This window comes from Nitrospira sp. Vd2, assembly GCF_979581665.1.
Map to the genome: position 1 here is coordinate 56049 of NZ_CEFZSK010000006.1, position 19802 is coordinate 75850.

Below are 19802 nucleotides of genomic sequence, written 5' to 3' on the forward strand. Positions count from 1 at the left end.
ACTCCGCGCTCCTCTGCGCTCTCTGCGGTTAAACGTCCTGCACGTCGAACATGAGCCGCCTGAACTCCTCCTCGATGAGCCGGACCTTCCAGGTCTGGTCGGCCTTGCGCAGGTTCTCCAGGTTGTTGTCGCCGTTCACGTAGATGACGTCGAATTCCTGATCCTTCGTGTTGTAGCCCTGCTTGCGGAACCACGCGTCGAGGGTATCGTTGTCGATGGCAGGAGTCGGGAGTCGGGAGTCGGGAGTGTGTGGACCCTGACTCCTCTCTCCTGAATCCTGAATTCCTTTTCCCCCAGCAGGCAATCTCCTCCACAAAACCAGGACTTTCTCCTCCTTCTGTCTCCCGTCTCCTGACTCCTGACTCCCAACAACCCCCGTCACGACCCGAACCCCGCGCACGTCGTCCATCGTCTTCACCCGCAGGCCGATGAGGTAGTTGAAGGTCTCGACCAGGTCCACCACCGTCGGCTTGGTCTCGCCAGCGGTGCCGGTGGCGATGTCGAGCTTGTAGCTGAAGGGGTCCTCGAAGCGCTCGAGGTTAAGTAGCGACGCGCTGCCGCGGCTTTCCACGTTCAGCATGTAGTGCAGCATGTAGTCCTCGCGGAACGCCGCATGCTCTTCAAGCAATGTCTGCTGCGGCTCGGTGCGCTTCAATTCCAGGTTGTTCAGCGTGTCCTCATAGGATTCGAGGCGGAGAATCTTCACGATGCGTGGGCTGCGGTCGATCTCTTCCTTGGTCGGCATGCGATTGGGCTTGCCATCCTTCCACTCCGGCGTAAAGATGACCTTCTTGATGCGCGGCACCAGCACCGTGTCGAAGTACTCGCCCATCTCCACCAGGATGAACTTCCGCCGCCCGCCGTCCTCGCGGTTGAGGTTGATGACTGCGTGGCCGGTTGTGCCCGAGCCGGCGAAGTAATCTAGGACGATCGACTCGTGTTCTGAAGCTATATGCACAATACGGTGCAGCAGTCGTTCAGGCTTTGGCGTGGAGAACACAGTCGCGTCCCCGAATACAGCGATCAGTTCCTTTCTGGCCTCCTGGGTATGGCCGACTTCCTTATTTGTCCACCAGGACCAGACCGCGTTGTCTTCAGACTCAGACAAATAGGTTTTCCGGCGCGGAATTCCTTTGCCGTCGTGACCGAACCACATTCGGCCCTCCCGAACCAGTTGGAGGTACACGGACTCAACGTTCTTCCAGCACCTGCCTTCAGGAGGGTAGTACTCAGCCCCGCCTGGAGTGACAATCTTATACATCTGATTTGGCCTGTGGCCTTGAGCCGTGAAGTCAGAGGAAACCCACGGTCCCCTTGGATCCCCGTCTGGATTGCGGAATGCCTGACGCTGTTCGAACGTCTTCGGAAGTCTTTTGGCAGACTTGCTGAACTCGGCTAGAGATCTCGCGTACAAAACTATGTGGTCGTGACCATCGCCCACCGTCGCCCTCATGTCAGGTGATGTACGCTTCTGCCACACGATGTTCCTCACAAAGTTATCTCTCCCGAATACCTCGTCGCATAATAGCTTGAGATAGTGGGCCTCGCCGTCGTCGATGTTTACGAATAGACCGCAGGAGGCGCCCATGAGGCTAGCGCCGGCGCGAAGCCTGTTATCCAACATTGTCAACCAGCTTGCGTGCTGGTATCTGTCCAGATATATGAACTCGTCAGCACCCGTGTTATACGGCGGATCAATGTAGACGCACTTCACCTGCTCCCGGTACCTTACTTGCAGCAAATTCAACGCCTGGAAGTTCTCGCTGTGGATCAGCAGGCCGTCGGTTTCTTCATCGATGTCCGGAATCGCGGCCAGCAGGCGCAGTTTGAAGGCTTCGTCGAAGTGGCGCGTATCCACCACCAGCGTGGGGCGAGCTTCGAGGAAAGCCTTCGTTAGGGGCACCGAATACTTGGAACTTTGACCACCGGCAAAGAGGTTTGCCTGCCTTCTTTCTCCTGACTCCTGACTCCCGACTCCTGACTCCTGATCAATGGCACAAAGCCGCACCCACTCCTCCCGCTGGGCATCGTTCTTGAGGATCAGCTCCACCAACCACTCGCGCGTCTTCTCGTCCTCGATGGCGAAAATGCGGTCGAGCGTGATGCAGTACTGCGTCTCCACCACGAATTTCTTCTTGAGCCAGAGCTTCTTCTGGAAGTTTTCGATCTGCGCCAGAAAGTCGATGATCTTATGGGCGATCCGGCGAATGGCCTTGATCTTCGAGAGGTACTGCTCCACTCGCGGAGCGGTCTCGCTCTCGATGTCGTCGAGGTGCATCACCTCGTTCTTGATGTAGAAGTCGAGCTCGCGCCGCAGGAAGCCGCCCAGGTCTTTGTGGATGAAGTAGTCGAAGGTGTTCCGCGCGGTGTAGTCCGCAAGGTGCTTCTCCAGGAGCGTTCGGTTCGGGTTCTTCTCGGTGGGACGTAAAGCGGCGAGTTCCCTCCGCCAGTCGTCGAACCCCCTTGTCTGGTTCAGGATGCGGTCCACCGCTGCCGTGTTGAGGTCCATCTGCTTGGCCTTGTCGGGGTGCGGACGGTAGTCGAACCGGACCACGAGCTCGCCCTTCTCCTCGGCCAGGGGCTGCTCCTGAGAGAGGATGAAGCGCCGCTCGTTGCCGTTCGCGGGGCGGTTGTTATCTTTCTCCGTATTTGCCTGGGCGAGCTTGAAGTGGATGCGCTTGCCCGAGGGGAGATTGAAGGTGTAGTCGCGCAGGTACTCGCTCGTCTTGATGTAGTACTGGTCGTGGTTGGCCCAGTGGAGCTTGACCTCCTCGCCCTCGTAGGGGATGGCGTAGACGCCCTCCTTGTAGCGGCGCAGCGAGATGAAGTCGCCCTCTTGGTAGTACCGGCGGAAGAAGTTGTAGAGGTGCGAGTAGACCTCGTTCTCCAGGGCGGTCACGTCCACGGCCTGCGCGAGCTTCGCGCGGAGCTCCTTGACGCGGGGAAGAGTCTCGGGGTCTGCACCGAGTTCCTTGGCCTTCCCGATGGCCTCGGCCAGCTCGGCCTCGACCGCGCCCCGGTTCTCGGCCTCGTAGGCTTGGAAGGCTTCGCGGACCTGGGGCAGCAGATCCTGGTCGAGGAACCGGACGATCTCCTCGCGCTTGGCGTTCATGATGCGGTAGATGCCGAAGTCGAGTTCGGCTTGGTCGAGCTGGAAGAGCTCGGCAAGCAATTTGCGCAAGCGGGTGAAGGAGTCAGAATTCTGGAGTCGGGAGTCAGGAGTTGGCATCGTGAGACCTCAGCGATCGGATATACGCATCGAGCATGCGCGCGATGACATCGAGGGATTCGAGGAGCGATTGGCTGTTGCCGTACTTCAAATCTTGCGCGAGTATCAGATAGTAGCGGGTTTCTTCCAACGAACCTTGGGCGATGTTGAAAAAGCGTGCCTTCTCGGCAGTGCCTTGCTTCCGAAAGCCTTCGGCAATGTTGGCCGGGACCGAAACGGCCGCCCGCCGGATCTGATTCGTCAATCCGAACTGTTCATGCCGTGGAAATGTCTCCGTCATTCCATATACGTCCAGAACCAGGCCGTGTGCCTTCTGCCACACATCCAAGTCCTGAAAACTTCTTGCCGCAGGTCTTTTCATTTCCGACTCCCGTCTCCTGACTCCTGACTCCTTATTCCACAGTCCAGCGGATCGTGAAGAGAGGCTCCACACTGGTCCGCTGCCGCATTCTCTTTTCCAGCTTCTCGATGAGGCCGTCGCGCTTGGCCATGATTTCGTCCTCGACATCGAAGATGCGCTGGCGCTGCCGGCGCTTCTGCTTTTCCAGCTCCTGAATCTGTTTCTGCAGCGCGTGTTGTTCTTCGGTTGTGGTGGCAAGGCGTGCCTGGCGGGTGAGGGCGTTGATTCGCTCCTTGGTGTCTTTGAGTTCCTTCTCGGCAGCGAGGACCATGTCGTCAGCCCACTTTTCGAGCTTCTCGCGGGCCTCTTGGAAGTGGCGGTTGTTCTCCTCCAGCGAGCGGCTGATGGTGGCCTTAGCGTGCCGGTCGGCCTCCGCGGCCAGTCGGCCCTCGACGTCGGACGGAACAGAAGGAAGTGTCTCGGCCTTCGCTTCGCAGTGGAACATCTTCTCCAGGGTTTCCTGATCCATCGAGCGGCCATTATCGTCAAATCCCGAGAAAAGCAGGGACTCTTCCCGCTCGAACGAGTCGATGATGAGTCGCTGCAGGTGGAGCCAACCGGAGCGGCCCTTCAGAGCCTCGACCAGCAGGATCCTGGTCGGCCGCCCGCTGATGTCGAATGTCACGTGGGCTGCGGGGGTGGGCAGGCCCTTCCCGGTCTCTACGACGTACTCGCCGAGCGGATGGGACAGTCGGTAAAGAAACGCGCCGGGAACGTTCTCATGCTCCTTCGAGATCAGGCGGTAATGACCCGGCAGGATTCCTTCGCGGGGAGGCGTTTCCAGGTCGAACCCTAAGTTCGCCTCATCGAACCTCGCCCGCCTATCCAGAATGGACCGCGTGAGGCGCCAGAACATCATCCCCACCCGGTCGAGCTGTTGCCGTGCCCCTTCTAAGTTGACTCGCAGGCGGGCGTGGACGTCCTCGTCGAAGTGCTCCAGGAGCTTTTGCCGGGTCTCGGCCAGCTTGCCGCGGATCTTCTCCTCGAGTTCCTCCCGGAGCTTCTGGAAGGCCGCCTCGATTTCTTCGGGCGTACGGCACTGCTGGTAGATGTCCAGCACCCTTCGTTCGAAGTCCACGCCGGATTCGATGCTCCCCAGGACCTCGTCCGAGGCTCCAAACACGCCGCTGAAGAGGCTGAACTTCTCCTCCAGGAGTTCGTGGACGCGCCGGTCGGCCTCGTTCTTCTCGTTGAGGAAGTTGATGACGACCACGTCGTGCTTCTGCCCGTACCGATGGCAGCGCCCGATCCGCTGCTCGATCCGCTGCGGATTCCACGGGAGGTCGTAGTTCACCACGAGGGAGCAGAACTGCAGGTTCACGCCCTCGGCGGCCGCCTCCGTTGCGATCAGGATCTGCCCGTGGTCACGGAAGTGCTCGATGATGGCGGTTCGCACATCTACTTCGCGAGAGCCTGTGGCCCGGCCACTCGCCTCGTTGGCCTTCACCCACCGCTCGTAAATGGCGGTCGTTTCCGGTTCCTTGTTCGTGCCGTTGAACGTGATGACGCGGCCCGCGTAGCCGTTCGCTTCCAGGAAGTCCTTCAGGTACGCCTGAGTCCGTCTCGACTCCGTGAAGATCACTGCCCTTTGGGCCGCTCCCATCTCGGTCATCTTCCCGAAGCCGATCTCAAGGGCCTTGATCAGCGCGCGGGTCTTGGTGTCGATCCCGATGCTTCTTGCCCACTGGGCGTAGCGGTTCAGCTCCTCGATCTCCGCGAGCAGCTTGTGGCGGTCGATGGCGGGTTCCGCCTGTTCGGGTTCCGCTGCCCCGGGCTGCTGTTCCGACTCCTCGTCCCCGCTCGGCTGTGTGGGCGCGTCGAGCATCTCGTCCAGCAACTCATCCTCGATCTCCTCGTCCGCGATGAGGCGTTCGGCCAGGTCTTCGGGGACCGGCAGCTTGTCGCGGATGGCGATCAGCCGGTCGCGCATCGCTTCCAGTGTGGCCGCCACCGCCTGCGGCGAAGAGGCGAGGAGCTTGCGGACAATTAGCGCCGTCAAGTGCCGTTGCCGGTGCGGTAGGGCGTAGGTATCCGTGCGCTGGAGGAACGCCGATACCGCCTCATACAGCTTGTGCTCTTGCTCCGTCGGCTTGAAGGGGCGCGTGATGAGGCGTCGCTCCGTGTACCGGATGTACTCGACGACCTGCCGCCTGAGGGTGCGAATGGAGAAGGTGCGAAGCCTGTTCCGCAGATCCTCCATACTTCCACCCTCGTTGACGAACTGGCTTCGGAACGATGAGAGATCGCCGAAGATATGATCGTCGATGATGGTGGAGATCCCATAGAGCTCCACTAGGGAATTCTGTAACGGTGTTGCTGTGAGAAGAACCTTGCGCCGGTCCTCGAGCGCCCACCGAATGTTCTGCCCCATGCGATTCGACGGCCGGTAGGCATTCCGCAGCTTGTGCGCCTCGTCGACGACTACCAGATCCCATTGGACGGGGCGAACATCAGTCGCGCGGGCACTGGCGAAGTGTGTCGATGTGATGACGATCCCGTCTGCCTCAAAGGGATTGGGGACCCCTCGAGCCTGTCGGTCGCGGTACTCCTTCGCATCGAGGATGACCGTCGGGAGGTTGAACTTCTCGGCCAGCTCAAGGGCCCATTGCTTGCGGATGGAGGCGGGACAGATCACGAGGAGCCGCCGCCGTCTTTCGGCCCAGAGCTGGCAGAGGACGAGGCCGGCCTCGATGGTCTTCCCAAGCCCGACTTCGTCGGCGAGAAGGACGCCTTTGGAGATGGGGGACCGGAAGGCGAACAGGGCCGCTTCGATCTGGTGCGGGTTCAGATCGACGCACGCGTCGAAGAGCGACCGGGAAAGACGCTCCACTCCCGCTCCGCCGATGCGGGTCAGTTCGCACGCAAAGTACTTCGCGTGATAGGCGGTGCTCATCGCGGCGTCTTCCCCTTCGGTCGCTTGCTCTCGTTCTCGTCAAGCACCTCCTTCATTTCCAAGAGTCGTTTTACAAGGAACGGCAGCGGCACCCGCTTGCCGTTCTCCCAGTGGTTCACGGTGCTGTAGGTGACGCCGACCTTCTGAGCGAACTGCTCCTGGGTCAGATCCAGCCGCGAGCGAAGCTCTTTAACGAGCGCTGGGATGTCTTGGTTGTTCTTCATGTCGATAACCCGAGGCCGTTTGGTGGCGTCAGGCCCCATTGAGGGCACCATGTTATGCTACATAGCGACCCTTGGCAAGGGCTGCTGAGCGCGAAGAGGAGAAGGGACGGAAAGGCTATGCTCGTCCGAGCTCAGCATCTTGGGGAGGGCTGGCTCACAAAGGGCGCAAGCGCAAGACCTGAAGGGGCTGAAGCCGCCCGACTGAGACAGCCGGGTGGGTGGGGGACTGTAGATGAAAGATTGGCTTGGTGGCGGTAGCCACGAAGCCACCCTGCTGTGCTCTGCTGAGCGGGAGTCTGCCGGAGGCAGTCTCCCGCGAACTCTTTGGGATCGACCTTCTTTGCCTGATTCTCTTGAGCGGGACGGAAGCATGGGGGTGCCCGCTTGCGTGGGTTCAGAGTCCGAAGAGTTCTGCGCGACCCGAAAGCCGAGGGCACGAGCCTTGCGGCGCCAGAGGGGCTCTGCGCGCAGGCAGCGGAAGACCCCTGGGGCTGGAGCCCGAGGACAGAGACCCTCAGAGCCTGTGCAAGGCGAGTGACCGAGGCAGAGCGCGCCTGGCACGCCCCCTTGCCACCACAAGTCTAGCTGAAAATGGGCGCACGCAAGGGGCGTGACAGGCGTTCAAGCGGTGGGAATGCGACGATCAGGGACTTTGTGACTCGAAGAAGGTTCGAACCCCTTGCAAAAGGGTCCACCATACCAAGGTTGGCTTCATCCCGCGCGTTGGATCGCCTTGCAACAGAGCCTTGGCGGTACATCTCTGCCTGTCTCCCTCTTACCATTGACTGGGCGAAGGTAAGTCAGGATTAGGCTATTTGTTCCCGTGCTTATTGGGTGCTGGCACGTTCGCCCGTAGTCAGATGGTAGATCTCTCGGCTATGTCGAAAAACGCTACGCCGCGGAAGATCTCGTATTGGCCGTTTGCGACGTGACGAACGGTGGACGATACACACCGTCTCATGCCTTTGTCGTCAGTCAGGCGGCGGAAGGGCGCTTGTTTGGAGGTGAATCATCGCTTTATAGAAGTATTCGGTTACTCACGTGCGTCCCGCTTCACACGTGATGAAGACTCAATAGGTCGTGAATCAGGCAGGGATCTGAGAGATGAGATGAGGAGAGGTCGTTTCGATGAAATAAAAGGCAGCTTCAAACAATGACGCAACGGCCTCTTGAACCTCTTCATGTGGAACAGAGACGCACTCGCTTCGCATTTTCAGCACGGCGCGAAGTGACACGATCGTCCGTATCACTTCCGTGGCGTCCATGTTTTGGCTGGCGACGATGACCCTGTTGATGGCCTTGTAACATTCTTGGAAGAGAAGCGAGTTCTCTTTCAGATGCCCGCTGGCCACCAAATATACGAAGCGATCACGCACCGCGTAGAAAGGGTAGGCGGCGGACATTCGAAAATGCCGCTCCATGACCAAAGCCCAGAACACTCCGAACAACGCGAGTTCAATCAAGGAACACGACACAGCGACTTTGATCGCCATGACCTGACCTACCTGGCGGTCTCCACCTTTGGTGTTTGTGTCGAGAGGCGCTGCTTTAACAGTTCCGACTCGAGTTTGGCCTTCTCCTTCGCCATTCGGTCGACCTCTTTTTGTTTTCGCGTCAATAGCGACCAGGTGCCCAGCGCAAGGCCGCCGAACAAGACAAGGGTGAGTAGGCTTTGAACAATGATAATAACCGTGACGGCACCTTGGTCTTCATAAATCGACTGGACAATGGAGCGGATCAACTCGCTCCATTCTATGGGCGTAGTCAATTTGAACGGCATTACCAAGACCTGTCATCGGCGTCGGTCTGTCAACTAATCTGAATTAAGTCTACCGCTGTCGCAGGTGAAACTTAAATGCACAAGCCTAATGCGTTGAACTGGCGGGATTGTTCAGAATTGTGCAAGATCGGAGGGGATTTGGTGTGCGAGCGACTCGGTGCTCCGATGGAGCCCTTCAGAACGCGGGTCACGGCGGGTCACCGGAACTGAGCTGGCGTTCCTCTGCCCTCATTTTCTTTTGCGCTTCAGTTACGACTGGCCATGTGCTGATGAAGAGAGGCCACCTTACCCGGCTCGGGCGTATGGACAGGCAGATACACGGAGAATGTTGTTCCCTGGCCTACCCGGCTGCTGACGTCGATGTAGCCGCCATGATTGTGGATGATCTGATTCGCAATCGTGAGTCCTAAACCGGTCCCTTCCCGCTCCGAACTCTCATGCTTCGTCGTATAGAAGGGGTCGAAAATGTGGTGCAGGTCCTCACACGAAATGCCGCACCCCGTGTCTCGCACGTCGATTTGAACCCAATCGCCTGGCGACTGTTTGCTCAATCCATGGGTGCTGATCGCGAGCTGCCCACCGCCGGGCATTGCGTCAAACGCATTCAGGAAGAGATTGAGCAACACTTGCTTGATCTGCTGCCGATCGACGGGAACGAGCGGGAGCTGAGCCGTAAAGTTTTTCACGATCGCGATCTTCCGCTGATTCGCTTTGACCTCGAGAAAATAGATGGTCGATGCGACTAATTCGTTCAGATCTTCTTCTGTGACCTGGCGTTTGCCTTGCCGGGCATAATCCAAGATTTCTTTGATCAGCCGCTCGATTCGGGCCACGTCGTCAGCGACGATTTTCCCGAAATCGTGCAAAAACTCCCCGTCCTCCGCACGGTCCGGCGCCAACTCGACGAACGTCTTGATCGAGGTGAGCGGGTTGCGGATTTCGTGGGCAAAGCCGGCGGCCATCGTTTCCAGGGACCGCAGGCGATCGGTTCGGAGCACTACCGCTTGGGACCGTCGAAGCGTCTCGTACAGCAAGGCATTCTCGACGGCGATCGCCGCCTGATCGACGAGTGACGCCAACAGGCTCACGTCGTTCGCGGTGTAGGCGTCCGTCGACGACCGCGGGCCGAGCGTGCAGAAGCCGATCAGGCGATTCTTGCGCACGAGCGGAAGACACAGTTCCGCCTCCAGTGCGTGCAGGGCCGCTTGCAGTGTTCGGTTCGCCGAATCATGTCCGAGTTCATCGAAGACGAGCAGGCGAGGTGTCGCTTGCAAGAAGAGGGGCAACGGCTCGGTCATTCGCATGTGGTCGTGAGCCGGTTTTGGCTCTCCCCAGGCCGCAGTCAACGTGTACTGATTCTTGTCCGTGTCGACGAGGTAGAGGCTCGCTGTTTTGGCTGTCCAGGTGGTGGCCAACGTCCGAACGATTTCTTCGCTGAGCCGCGTCAAATCGAGAATCGTCACGAGTGACTTCGCGAACTCCGATAACATTTCAAGCCGCGCATACCGTTGCCGGAAGAGCGTCCGTCCTACCGTCACGGCTGCCGCAGCCCTGACCCGATAGGTGAGCGCGATGATGAGGATGAACAAGGCGAACAGGATCAATGAGAAGTGCGGGTCGACCGAGCCGAATTGTGCGCGCTGGGCGTACAGGCTGACGAGATAAGCCGGCGTGACCAGCACCCCGACGACGACGAGATGGATCAAGCTCTTTTCTAGCGCGACCGTAATATCCATCACGCGGTACTTCACGATCGCATAGGTCATCAGAATCGGGTAGACGACAATGCCGAAATTGCCGTACGGATACAGATCAAGGTGAAAGAAAGGGAGATAGTCGAGAGATCCGGTGGCATACGAGATCGTAAAGCCGACCAAGAAATACTTCAGTTGCTGATGCTTGATGCCGCGCGCACGCCGATATTCACGTATCGCCTGATAGTGCGCATAGGTCACCAGCCAGACCCACCAGACGACGAAACCGTAGAACAGGAGCGAGCCGGGGGTGGCGTAATAAAAGGAGTCAAAGACGAAGCGCGGGGTCGTGAAGAACAATGAGCTCCCTAAGATGAAAGGGAGGAAGGCCAGGCCAATCAGGTACTGGATCACAATCTGCCGCCCGGGTGGCAATCCACAAAAGCTGATGACAAAGTGATAGAAGAGAATGGGGATCCACAACACACCCACGGCAAATGACACTCGCCACGCCAGCAGAGCGTGAGAGACACCGACTTCACTGCCGATCCACGCACTTCCCGCTCCCCACGCCGCCACCGACGCTGTGAACAGACACCATAGCCGGTTGATGGGCCGGCGTGGATCTTTCCACAGTACGAACAGCCCTAAGGCCAGCGACGTGACAGCCGTGAGAAGTCCGGAGAGCGTGAAGATGGTCATGGGAGCTCTGTACGCCGACGCCCAGAACCGAATGGCGTATCGTGAAAAAGGTCAGACGATATGCCGGCGCGGTAAAGCTTGTCATCAAGTCTAGCAGGCCCTACGTCCTTGAAGCGATTCGCTTCGGCCACCAATGTCGGCATACGTCCATAAGGGTAGAAGAATAGAGACAGGGGGCTCGGGCGCCGGGGGAGGCCGTTCGCACCTACATATTGTTAGCTAGATATGTTATAGGTACGTACGACCATTGGTCGAAAATAGCCGGAAGGAGGCGCCCATGGAAGCCGTGCTCGATGGCACTCGGCAAGTCGATCGACGGCAGGAGATGCGAACCGCGGTACCGCTGCACATACGGTTTCCTTTTGAACACGGTGCAGAGGCATTCTGCACGGACCTCAGCGCGGGAGGGTTCCAGTGCGAAGTCGGTCAGGAACTCGCGCCAGGGATGCCGCTGACGATCCAGTGCACCTTCGCCGACCGCTGCTATCTCACATTGGCTGGACAGGTCGTGTATTGCCGACGGCATGAAGCGCGGGGCTTTCGGGCCGGAGTGAAGTGGTGTGACCTTCAAGGATGGGAAGCGAAAGTCCTCGCCTCCGTCATCGCCGAGCTTGCCCAGCACCGGACGTTGCAAGCCCGGTCCTGGTTTACCATCCGCCTGGCGGAGGACGGGCTCTCGCGCGAGGCGAAGGCGCTCGAGGCGGCGGACCAGAGTAGTGGCGGAAGGAAACGGGGCAAACGCCGACCGGTGCTTACGCCGCATCCCAGCTGGGTCGTCACGATGGAGGATCACTTAGCCCCGTACCGCCAGGCCGTCTGGAATTCGAAGCTAATCACGGAGACATCGAGCGCGACTTTGCCGCTACGCCAGGTTCGCGGGTGGGTCATTCAGTTTTACCCCTTCATTGAAGCCTTTCCTCAGTTCATGGGGGCGTATCTCGCGAAGGCTCCGGACCAGACGTCCCGAGATTACTTAATCGACAACCTGAAGGTCGAGAAACGGCATGCCGAGCAGTGGATCGACATGGCGCTGGGCTTTGGGGTCTCTCGCGAGGAGTTGCACCACACGCCGATCCTCCCTGCCGTCGAAGCTCTCACGCATTGGATGTGGAGTATTGTCCTGCGCGGCACCTTCGTGGAAGCGGTGGCGGCCGCCAATTATGCGATCGAAGGGGTCACACAGGGCATCGCGACGATCATGGTGAAAGGCTTTCCCACATACCAACACAGGCTTGGGGTTGCGTTGACGAAAAAAGCCTACTATTGGATGGAAGCTCACTCCACATACGACGATCTTCATCCGGTTGAGGCCCTTGAGTTGATCAAAGCACACGCCATTACTCGGGCCCAACAACAACGCGTGCGGCACGCGGCGCAGCGAAGTCTTGAGTACCTCGCCACGGCTCTCGATGCGTGCTACGCCGCGTACGCCACCGATGCGACGGAACCGCTCACCACGACCATATCTTCCGCCCGGCGCTAACCGCAGCCGCCTTCACACCGTGGGCGCAGCCGGCCGGCCTGAAGGAGAGGAAGAGGAACGCGTCGTTCGCTACCACGGTTCCGCCTCAGTTACCCCGAAGTAGACCATCCCATGCCGTCGGCATCCGCATCAGTGGTTGTGTGAGCTCACACCTCCGAGGCCTCGCTGGAAAGTTCGCCGATCTTGAACAGCTCGCCACATTCAGTGCAGACGTACGCTCCGGTCAGATAGCCGTGGCGGTTGCGTTCGATGCTCAGGTTCTTGTGTGAGCACGGCGGGTTTCCTTTCGCAGCCCATTCGGCGCGGAGACGTGCGCCGTCTTCGATGATCATGGCTCTCCTCCTACGGTATCAAATGTCCCAGCTACGGCCGCAGTGCCGTCGCGCGAGAGCAAACAACACTCAGAGGAGAGCGGGCGGACGGAATGGTGTATCCGTGAAGGGAGGCACGACGAGACGAAGAGAGGGATCACGGACTATCAAGCATGTCAGCTGCGGGCTGACGCGAACCGCACTGGAAGGGATCGAAAAACCCTCGGAAAGCGACCAATGGTCATCCTGATTGGGCGCGATTGGATCCCAGAGCGTGATGGGTGTGCCGAGGGCTTGCATCATGACGCAAAAGCTCAGGATCACCAGGGCGAGCCACCAGCCGTGCTGCAATGCTCTGCTTCTCATGATGCCGCGAAAACTGTAGCGGGCCCCTGTTGAAAATGCAAATGCCGAGAAGCAGAGGTCACACCCCGCGTCCGGCTCGGACAGCACCGTAGATCGTCTAACGCGTACAGAGGCCGTTGACTTTACGCGAACGTCCCAGGTTGATCGAAGCCGTCCGTCATATTACGATGACCGCATGAAAGCCTTGGCGGTTGTGCTTGCCTCTCTCCTCCTGATCCTTACCTTTAACGCCTATGCCTGCGTTTTACCGCAGCCGGTTGAGTCCAGTTCAATGCCAGGTGCTTGCGGCGGAGCCGACCACCAGACTCCACGACAATCATGTGATGCATTTATCATCCTTGGTCCGTATGCCGAGCTTGCGGCGGACCTGCTCACTCATGACCTGTCACAGATCGCCGTGACCTCTCTCGGCGCCTACGAGTACGTCTCGGTTGCCCAAGCATGGTCGCACGGTCGTGATGCTCCGCCAGCTTTTTCCGTTCACCCCTCAGTCGCCTCCACGGTGCTACGTCTCTGATCCCTCTGTCGTTCCGCCGTTAAAGCTTGAGGGCGGGTGTGTCGTTGCACCCGTCGACACGCTGAAAGGAGGTGAGTCTGGTGTGCCCGTATGAAGAGATGCTCGGCTACTGCCCCTGGCAGATCGTGAGCTACCTCATGTCTGTGTTGGGCTTGCAGTAGAGGAGTGAAGCGGGCGGCTATCTTGTAGCCGCCCGCAATAGCTTGCCCGCCCGCAACGTGGCTCGGCAGTCTACCCCCATCCTCAAACGTCTTTGTTTACGACGTGCGGTCATTGCGCCGTTCGCACCCTTGCGATATAAAGGCACGGGGATGGAGTCCCCCGTATAACCGCCTGTACGAAAGGCTGATGACTCCTACGCTACAGATCAGTAGCCGGAGTTGTCATCGCGGACACCGTCAACGGCCACTACACGGCCGCGGTGCCGCCTACGGAGGACTCTTCTATGGAGCAGCTCTTTGCCATTGCAGCCCTGTGGCTCGCGCTTGCCGTCGTCTCCGCCGTCATCGCCTCCTTCGTCCGGGTCTCGATTGCACTCGTTGAAATTTGTGTCGGCGTGGGCGTTGCCGCCGTCAGTTCAACGTTCGCGCTCGGCGATATCCTCACCTCCGACGCCGAATGGGTGCGATTTCTCGCCTCATCCGGAGCGGTCGTCCTGACGTTCCTTGCCGGTGCTGAGCTGGACCCTCTCGTACTCAAGAAAAAAATCTCGGAGGTCAGCGTCGTCGGCTTGATCGGATTTGTGGCGCCGTTTCTGGGATGCACGGCGGTCGCCCATTACGGGTTGGGATGGAACGCGCAAGCCAGTTGGTTGTGCGGGGTCGCGCTCTCCACGACCTCGATGGCGGTGGTCTACGCGGTGATGCTGGAGACGGGATTCAACACCACCGAGTTCGGGAAAGGCATCCTCGGCGCATGTTTCATCAACGATTTGGGAACCGTCATTGCCCTCGGCCTGCTGTTCGCCCCCTTTACCTATAAAACGATTGCGTTCCTCGCCGGATGTCTCGTGGTCCTCACAACTTTACCCGGCCTCACCGCTTGGGTGACCCGCCAGTACGCCTACCGGACCGCCGCTATCCGGACGAAATGGGTCATGTTGGTCTTGTTCGGGCTGGGCGCCTTGGCCTTGTGGTCGGGCAGTGAGGCGGTATTGCCCGCATACCTTGCGGGGATGGTGCTTGCGGGAGGTGCCGCCAGGGACGGGCATTGGGTGCGACGGCTCCGCACACTGACCGTCGGCTTTCTTACGCCCTTCTACTTTATTCGGGCCGGTACCCTTGTCTCGTTGCCCGCGTTGCTGTCAGCTCCTGCCGTGTTTCTCACGCTGCTCGCGGCAAAGATCGCGTCGAAGATTTTCGGGCTATACCCGGCAATCGGGTGGTTTCGGGAGGAGCGGAATGAGCGCTGGTATTACACGCTCATGATGTCGACCGGCCTGACCTTCGGCACGATTTCATCGCTCTACGGCCTGTCGCACGGGATCGTGACGCGCGAGCAGTATTCGTTCTTGGTGGCGGCCGTGATCGCAAGCTCGGTGGTGCCCACGATTATTGCCGGCCTCGCCTTCGTTCCTCGCCACTTGCTGCCTTCCGAGGACCGCCATGGAAAAGGAAGCCGGCGCATCAACGGTCTCAGCGAGGAAGGATAGGGGCAGGGTACGGCCGCACAGCGCGCGACTCTTTGTCCTTGAGGATCGGAAGAGCGGGCGGTCTGGGCGTGGCGAGCGCCGGCGTGCGATTCTCCGCGTGGTATAAGGCCGCGGCTTGGGAGCGCCGCGAAATGCGGAGCTTGTCGTACGCGTTGCTGAGATAATTCTTCACCGTCTTCTCCGTGAGCCCCAGCGTGTGGCCGATCTGCTTGTTCGTGTGTCCCTCGGCCGCAAGCGCGATGACACGGCGTTCCTGCGGCGTCAAAGTCGAGGACCAGGCGGCGTGCCCATTGAGCGGGGAGCGAAGCCAGGTGAACAGAGAGTCGGTGGCTTCGGGATCGAGGTAGGGGTGTCCAGCGGCGACGGTTTGAACGGCTATGACGAGCGCGTCGATGCCGAGCGTCTTGTGGACGTACCCGGCAGCGCCTCCCAAGACGGCGGCAAGGACGGCGTCTCGATCAGCAGCAAAACCGGTGAGCAGCAAGACTCGCGTCAATGGAGCGCACTCGCTAATCTCGCGACACAATTCAATGCCGTTGCCATCGGGAAGCTGGATATCGAGCAGGACCAACTGGGGGCGGGCGGAGCGGACCTTGGCGATGGCGTCGGCGGCATTGGCCGCCTCCGCTACAACCCTGATGGACGCGCTCTTCTCGAGAAGGACGCGTAGCGCGATACGGACGAGCTCGTGATCATCGACAAGCAGCACGTCGACTGAAGCCGCCGTTGACTGGTTCATACGTCTCCTTGTTTCGAGTGGTCCGTCCCTCCCGATCTTCGTCCAACCGACAGAGAGGCCGACACGTCTTCCTCCTCGGCGGTAAGGCACGACAATTGTGACCTGCCTCGGGCTTGTGACCCGCTTCTTCTCGCCGCACAGTCATCGGCATGGTCAACGGTCAGCGGGAGCAAGACCGTGAACATCGTCCCCTTCCCCGGCGCGGTCTGGACCTCGATGGTTCCCCCCATCGCTTGTACGAGGCTGTGAGACAGCGCGAGGCCGAGGCCCATGCCGCGATCTTGGCCCTGAACCTTGGTCGTAAAAAACGGCTCAAAGATGCGCGGCAGAACATTCGGCGGGATCCCGGGTCCGTGGTCGGCAATGGCGATATAGATCTGATGCTGTGCGGGCGTCACCGTGACGGTGATCGTCGAATCTACGGGCGACACGTCGACGGCGTTTTGGATCAGATTCAGAAGGACCCGAAACAGATCCTTTTGTCGAACTTGGATGGGCGCGCGGCGACAACACAGGTGACTCACGAGACGCACACGGCGCTGTGTCAGTTTGCGGTCCAGCAAACATTCAATGTCCCGGAGAATGATTCCCACGTCGGAGATGTGCTCATGATCAGGGTCGACCCTATACTGATCGTAGACGTGACGGACGATGTCGGCTACCCGGTCGATTTCCCGTTCGATCAGGCCCACAAAGTGGTAATGCGGGTAATCGGGTGCAATGGCGTCCTTCAGAATCGCGAAGGCGTTCTTGATGCCCGAGATTGGGTTGTTGATTTCATGCGCGATGCCGGCGGCCAACTGGCCGAGTGCGGCGAGCTTCTCGGTATGTGCGCGCTGTGATTCCAATTCCGTTCCGCACTGGCCCTCTTCGGCGCCCCGCGCTTCCCGGCCTTCGGTGTACTGCCCAATCTCCTCCTCCATGCGTTCACGTTGAATGGCCGCGCCGAGGATATTCCCGGCGACTTGCAACACGTCGAGCTCGGCGGGAGGCCAGCGGCTGTCGGCTGTCGTCCGTCCGAACACCATGAACCCCCATGCCCGCTCGCCATCGAGAATCGGCACCACTGCAACCGCGTCGAGACCCCATTGCTCGAGCACCGCGCGCTCGGGGCAGGGAAGATCATGTCGGAGACCCGCGATCATCCTGCCGATGGCAACCTGTGATCGCCATCGCTCCAGTCCGGTCTCCGAATAGGACAGCCGATGAAAGTTTATCGTCCGGAGCGGGACCAGCGACTGCGTTCCGAGCCATTCTCCCCGCAACACCATGAGGAACTGACCCTCGCGCTCCTCGTGCTGAAAGACAGCAACGCGATCGATTTCTGCGGCACGGCCCAAGCACGAAAGGACGCCCTGGAGGTGTTGCCGCCACGACGTCGTCAGCAAGAAGTGCTTGGCGGCGAACGCCATGGCTTCCAGAATACGGTCGCGTCGGCGTAATTCATCCTCGGCCCGCCGCCGCTCGGTAATGTCCTCGACAATCGCGAAGGCAAGGCTGTCCGAGCCGCCGGGTATCGGCAGTCGCCCAACCGCGACGTGCACCCAAATGATCTCACCCGATTTGTGCAGATAGCGCGTCTCCAGCGAGTAGCCGCGATGGGCCTGTCGGTCGAATGCATCGGAGAGCAGGACATTGCCACCGACGTCGTCAGGGTGCGTGATGGCCGTATACGATCGGCCTAGCAGTTCCGTGGCGGTATAGCCGGTCAGTCGACAGTACGCCGCGTTCACCTTCACAAACCGCTTGTCGGCGTCCACCAGGCACATGGCCGCAGGGGCTTCTTCAAAAAGCAAACGAAAGAGATGGCTGCTCTCGAGCCAATCGTCATCCGTCGGTGCCGGCTCCCTGTTACGGCCGATCATTCGCGGCGTCCGTTATTCCGCACGTTGGGTGATGGGTCCGAAGGAGCTGAGAAAGAGGTACAGCAAGTCGTCCGAAGGCGAGGCGTGGAACCGATGTGTCGACCGAATGAGAGCGGCGTCATTCCCCTTGCCGCGCACCGTGACGCGGGCATCGACTTCGGACCGAAAAACAGCCGGCAAGAGGCCGGCCGTTCACGGCGCGGAGTGTGCGGCAAACGGATGAAAATGTCCAGCCGTCTGTTGTTCGAGTAAGTAGGAGTCCTTTCTGCAGATGCGCGAGCCCGATCAGAAAAAGGTTCGCGCAAGAGATCGACTGATGTTGGCTGCAACGTTGAATTGACGCGCCGCTGTGCGGTATGCCATAAGTACGAAAGGAACTCTGCGAGAGCGTGTTGCGGCGCATCGCTATTGTCGAGGAGAGCATCGAGGCATGCAAGGACGAGAATTCCACGACGGGGCGCAGGACGGCCTGGAAGCGCTGGAGCCGCTCGACCCCGCTCGCATCCATTCGTTCAGCGAGCTGCTCCACGCCATGCGCAAGACGGCGTTCGGCGGTCGCCGGCTCGGCGAGGCCTTCGACGTTCTGGCCGCGATGATCGAAGATCCGGACTGCTTCGTCGTGATGACGTTATCCGGCGCGATGACGATCGCGAAGATGGGCAAGGTCATCAGCACGATGATCGATCGAGGAATGGTCCAAGCCGTCGTGTCGACGGGCGCGCTCGTCGCTCATGGCTTGAGCGAGTCCGTGGGCAAAGTGCACTATCGGTACGATCCCTCAATGAGCGATGAAGATCTTTTTCACAAGGGATACAACCGCGTGTACGACACGCTTGAGATGGAAGCCAATCTCAATTACGTTGAACATGTCGTGGCGCGGACGTTGAAGCGGCTGAGCCCCGACCAGCCGCTGTCCTCGGAACTGCTGACCCGCGAGCTCGGCCGCACGCTCGTCGATGAGCACCAAGGCGCCGGCATCTTGAAGAGCGCCTTCGAGCGCAACGTGCCGGTCTACATTCCCGCCTTTACCGACTCCGAGCTGGGCCTCGATGTGGCGACATGGGCGATGGGGCGGCAGATCGATCGCGCGAGGAGCGGCGCGTCGGGGCAGGATGCGGACCGGGAAGTCTTGCGGCGTCTCCATCACGTAATTCCGACGTTCAATCCTTACTTGGACCTCAACAGCTATACCGACCGTCTGCTGACTGCGAAACGACTCGGCGTCTTTACGATCGGCGGCGGCGTGCCCCGAAACTGGGCCCAGCAGGTCGCTCCGTACGTGGAGATCGGCAATACCCGCTTGGGGCTCAATGTGCGTCCGCCGCGCTTTCAATACGGCGTACGGATCTGCCCCGAACCCGACTACTGGGGCGGTCTGAGCGGCTGCACCTACACGGAAGGCATCTCATGGGGGAAGTTCGTGCCACCGGCCGAAGGCGGGCGGTTTGCAGAAGTGCTGAGCGATGCGACGGTCGTGTGGCCGTTGCTGATGATGGGGTTACTGGAGCGGAGCCGGTTCAAAGAGCCATCCTCGTAACGCTGCGCCACGTCGCCTCATGAGGCCAGGTCATGGCTGCCGAGTCCACCCATCGCTCCCCGCCGTACTCGCTGGATCGAGAGCGATTGGAGCGGGAAGTCGTGATGGAGACGTTTCGTGGCCGCGGACCGGGCGGTCAACATCGCAATGTGACGGACAGTGGCGTTCGGCTCCGACACCCGCCGTCCGGGGTATCGGTGACGGCGACCGAGTCGCGGTCACAGCATCGAAACCGCGACATCGCGTTTGAGCGCTTGGTCGAACGCCTCAGGCGCTTGAATCGGGTGCGAAAACCTCGCGTCCCCACCCGGCTTTCGAAAGGAGCCGTCGAGCGGCGGTTACAGGAGAAAAAACGCCGTCAGGGACTGAAGCGGAAGCGGACCGTCATTTCGGAGTATGATGCGTAGAGGG

15 protein-coding genes and 1 riboswitch are annotated in these 19802 nt (G+C 59.8%); of the genes, 5 read left to right on the plus strand and 10 right to left on the minus strand.

Features of this window, described 5'->3' with window-relative positions:
* Positions 1–28 precede the first annotated feature (28 nt).
* The 7 genes from AC1U7K_RS03410 to AC1U7K_RS03440 form a co-directional block, all read right to left on the minus strand.
* Positions 29–3229: a site-specific DNA-methyltransferase gene (locus AC1U7K_RS03410; protein WP_480249385.1), complete on the minus strand. Its 3201-nt coding sequence runs from the start codon at positions 3227–3229 to the stop codon at positions 29–31.
* Complete coding sequence (locus AC1U7K_RS03415; RefSeq protein WP_480249386.1) at positions 3216–3590, minus strand: four helix bundle protein; 375 nt, start codon at positions 3588–3590, stop codon at positions 3216–3218. Before AC1U7K_RS03415 ends, AC1U7K_RS03410 begins: the two co-directional genes overlap by 14 nt.
* Positions 3591–3621: 31 nt before the next feature.
* Positions 3622–6522 (minus strand): SNF2-related protein, encoded by a 2901-nt coding sequence (locus AC1U7K_RS03420; RefSeq protein ID WP_480249387.1) that lies wholly within the window; start codon positions 6520–6522, stop codon positions 3622–3624.
* On the minus strand, positions 6519–6785 hold the full coding sequence (locus AC1U7K_RS03425; protein WP_480249388.1) for a helix-turn-helix domain-containing protein: 267 nt from the start codon (positions 6783–6785) through the stop codon (positions 6519–6521). The genes AC1U7K_RS03420 and AC1U7K_RS03425 overlap by 4 nt, the downstream gene beginning before the upstream one ends.
* Positions 6786–7831: 1046 nt before the next feature.
* Complete coding sequence (locus tag AC1U7K_RS03430) at positions 7832–8239, minus strand: hypothetical protein (protein ID WP_480249389.1); 408 nt, start codon at positions 8237–8239, stop codon at positions 7832–7834.
* An 8-nt stretch (positions 8240–8247) separates the two neighbouring features.
* The gene (locus AC1U7K_RS03435) at positions 8248–8487 is read right to left on the minus strand and encodes a hypothetical protein (RefSeq protein WP_480249390.1); all 240 of its coding nucleotides are present in this window, start codon (positions 8485–8487) and stop codon (positions 8248–8250) included.
* Positions 8488–8771: 284 nt separating this feature from the next.
* On the minus strand, positions 8772–10922 hold the full coding sequence (locus AC1U7K_RS03440; RefSeq protein ID WP_480249391.1) for an ATP-binding protein: 2151 nt from the start codon (positions 10920–10922) through the stop codon (positions 8772–8774).
* 277 nt (positions 10923–11199) lie between these two features.
* On the opposite strand from AC1U7K_RS03440, the gene AC1U7K_RS03445 reads away from it, so the two are divergent.
* Complete coding sequence (locus AC1U7K_RS03445; protein ID WP_480249392.1) at positions 11200–12405, plus strand: iron-containing redox enzyme family protein; 1206 nt, start codon at positions 11200–11202, stop codon at positions 12403–12405.
* Between the two features lie 146 nt (positions 12406–12551).
* Here the strand turns inward: AC1U7K_RS03445 and AC1U7K_RS03450 are convergent, their stop codons facing one another.
* On the minus strand, positions 12552–12737 hold the full coding sequence (locus tag AC1U7K_RS03450; RefSeq protein ID WP_480249393.1) for a hypothetical protein: 186 nt from the start codon (positions 12735–12737) through the stop codon (positions 12552–12554).
* Between the two features lie 1160 nt (positions 12738–13897).
* A riboswitch (Fluoride riboswitch) is annotated at positions 13898–13964 on the plus strand.
* 80 nt (positions 13965–14044) lie between these two features.
* Here AC1U7K_RS03450 and AC1U7K_RS03455 point away from each other — a divergent pair.
* Positions 14045–15250 carry a cation:proton antiporter gene (locus AC1U7K_RS03455; protein WP_480249394.1) on the plus strand — a complete coding sequence of 402 codons (1206 nt, stop codon included), beginning with the start codon at positions 14045–14047 and terminating at the stop codon, positions 15248–15250.
* On the opposite strand, the gene AC1U7K_RS03460 is transcribed toward AC1U7K_RS03455, so the two are convergent.
* Both AC1U7K_RS03460 and AC1U7K_RS03465 read right to left on the minus strand, forming a co-directional pair.
* Complete coding sequence (locus AC1U7K_RS03460) at positions 15234–15989, minus strand: response regulator (RefSeq protein WP_480249395.1); 756 nt, start codon at positions 15987–15989, stop codon at positions 15234–15236. The genes AC1U7K_RS03455 and AC1U7K_RS03460 overlap by 17 nt on opposite strands.
* Complete coding sequence (locus AC1U7K_RS03465) at positions 15986–17854, minus strand: PAS domain-containing sensor histidine kinase (protein WP_480249396.1); 1869 nt, start codon at positions 17852–17854, stop codon at positions 15986–15988. The genes AC1U7K_RS03460 and AC1U7K_RS03465 overlap by 4 nt, the downstream gene beginning before the upstream one ends.
* An 84-nt stretch (positions 17855–17938) precedes the next feature.
* On the opposite strand from AC1U7K_RS03465, the gene AC1U7K_RS03470 reads away from it, so the two are divergent.
* From AC1U7K_RS03470 to AC1U7K_RS03480, 3 genes are all read left to right on the plus strand, one after another.
* The gene (locus tag AC1U7K_RS03470; RefSeq protein WP_480249397.1) at positions 17939–18106 is read left to right on the plus strand and encodes a hypothetical protein; all 168 of its coding nucleotides are present in this window, start codon (positions 17939–17941) and stop codon (positions 18104–18106) included.
* 178 nt (positions 18107–18284) lie between these two features.
* Positions 18285–19391, plus strand: a complete 1107-nt coding sequence (locus AC1U7K_RS03475; RefSeq protein ID WP_480249398.1) for a deoxyhypusine synthase family protein — start codon at positions 18285–18287, stop codon at positions 19389–19391.
* A 32-nt stretch (positions 19392–19423) separates the two neighbouring features.
* Positions 19424–19798 carry a peptide chain release factor-like protein gene (locus AC1U7K_RS03480; RefSeq protein WP_480249399.1) on the plus strand — a complete coding sequence of 125 codons (375 nt, stop codon included), beginning with the start codon at positions 19424–19426 and terminating at the stop codon, positions 19796–19798.
* Positions 19799–19802 lie beyond the last annotated feature (4 nt).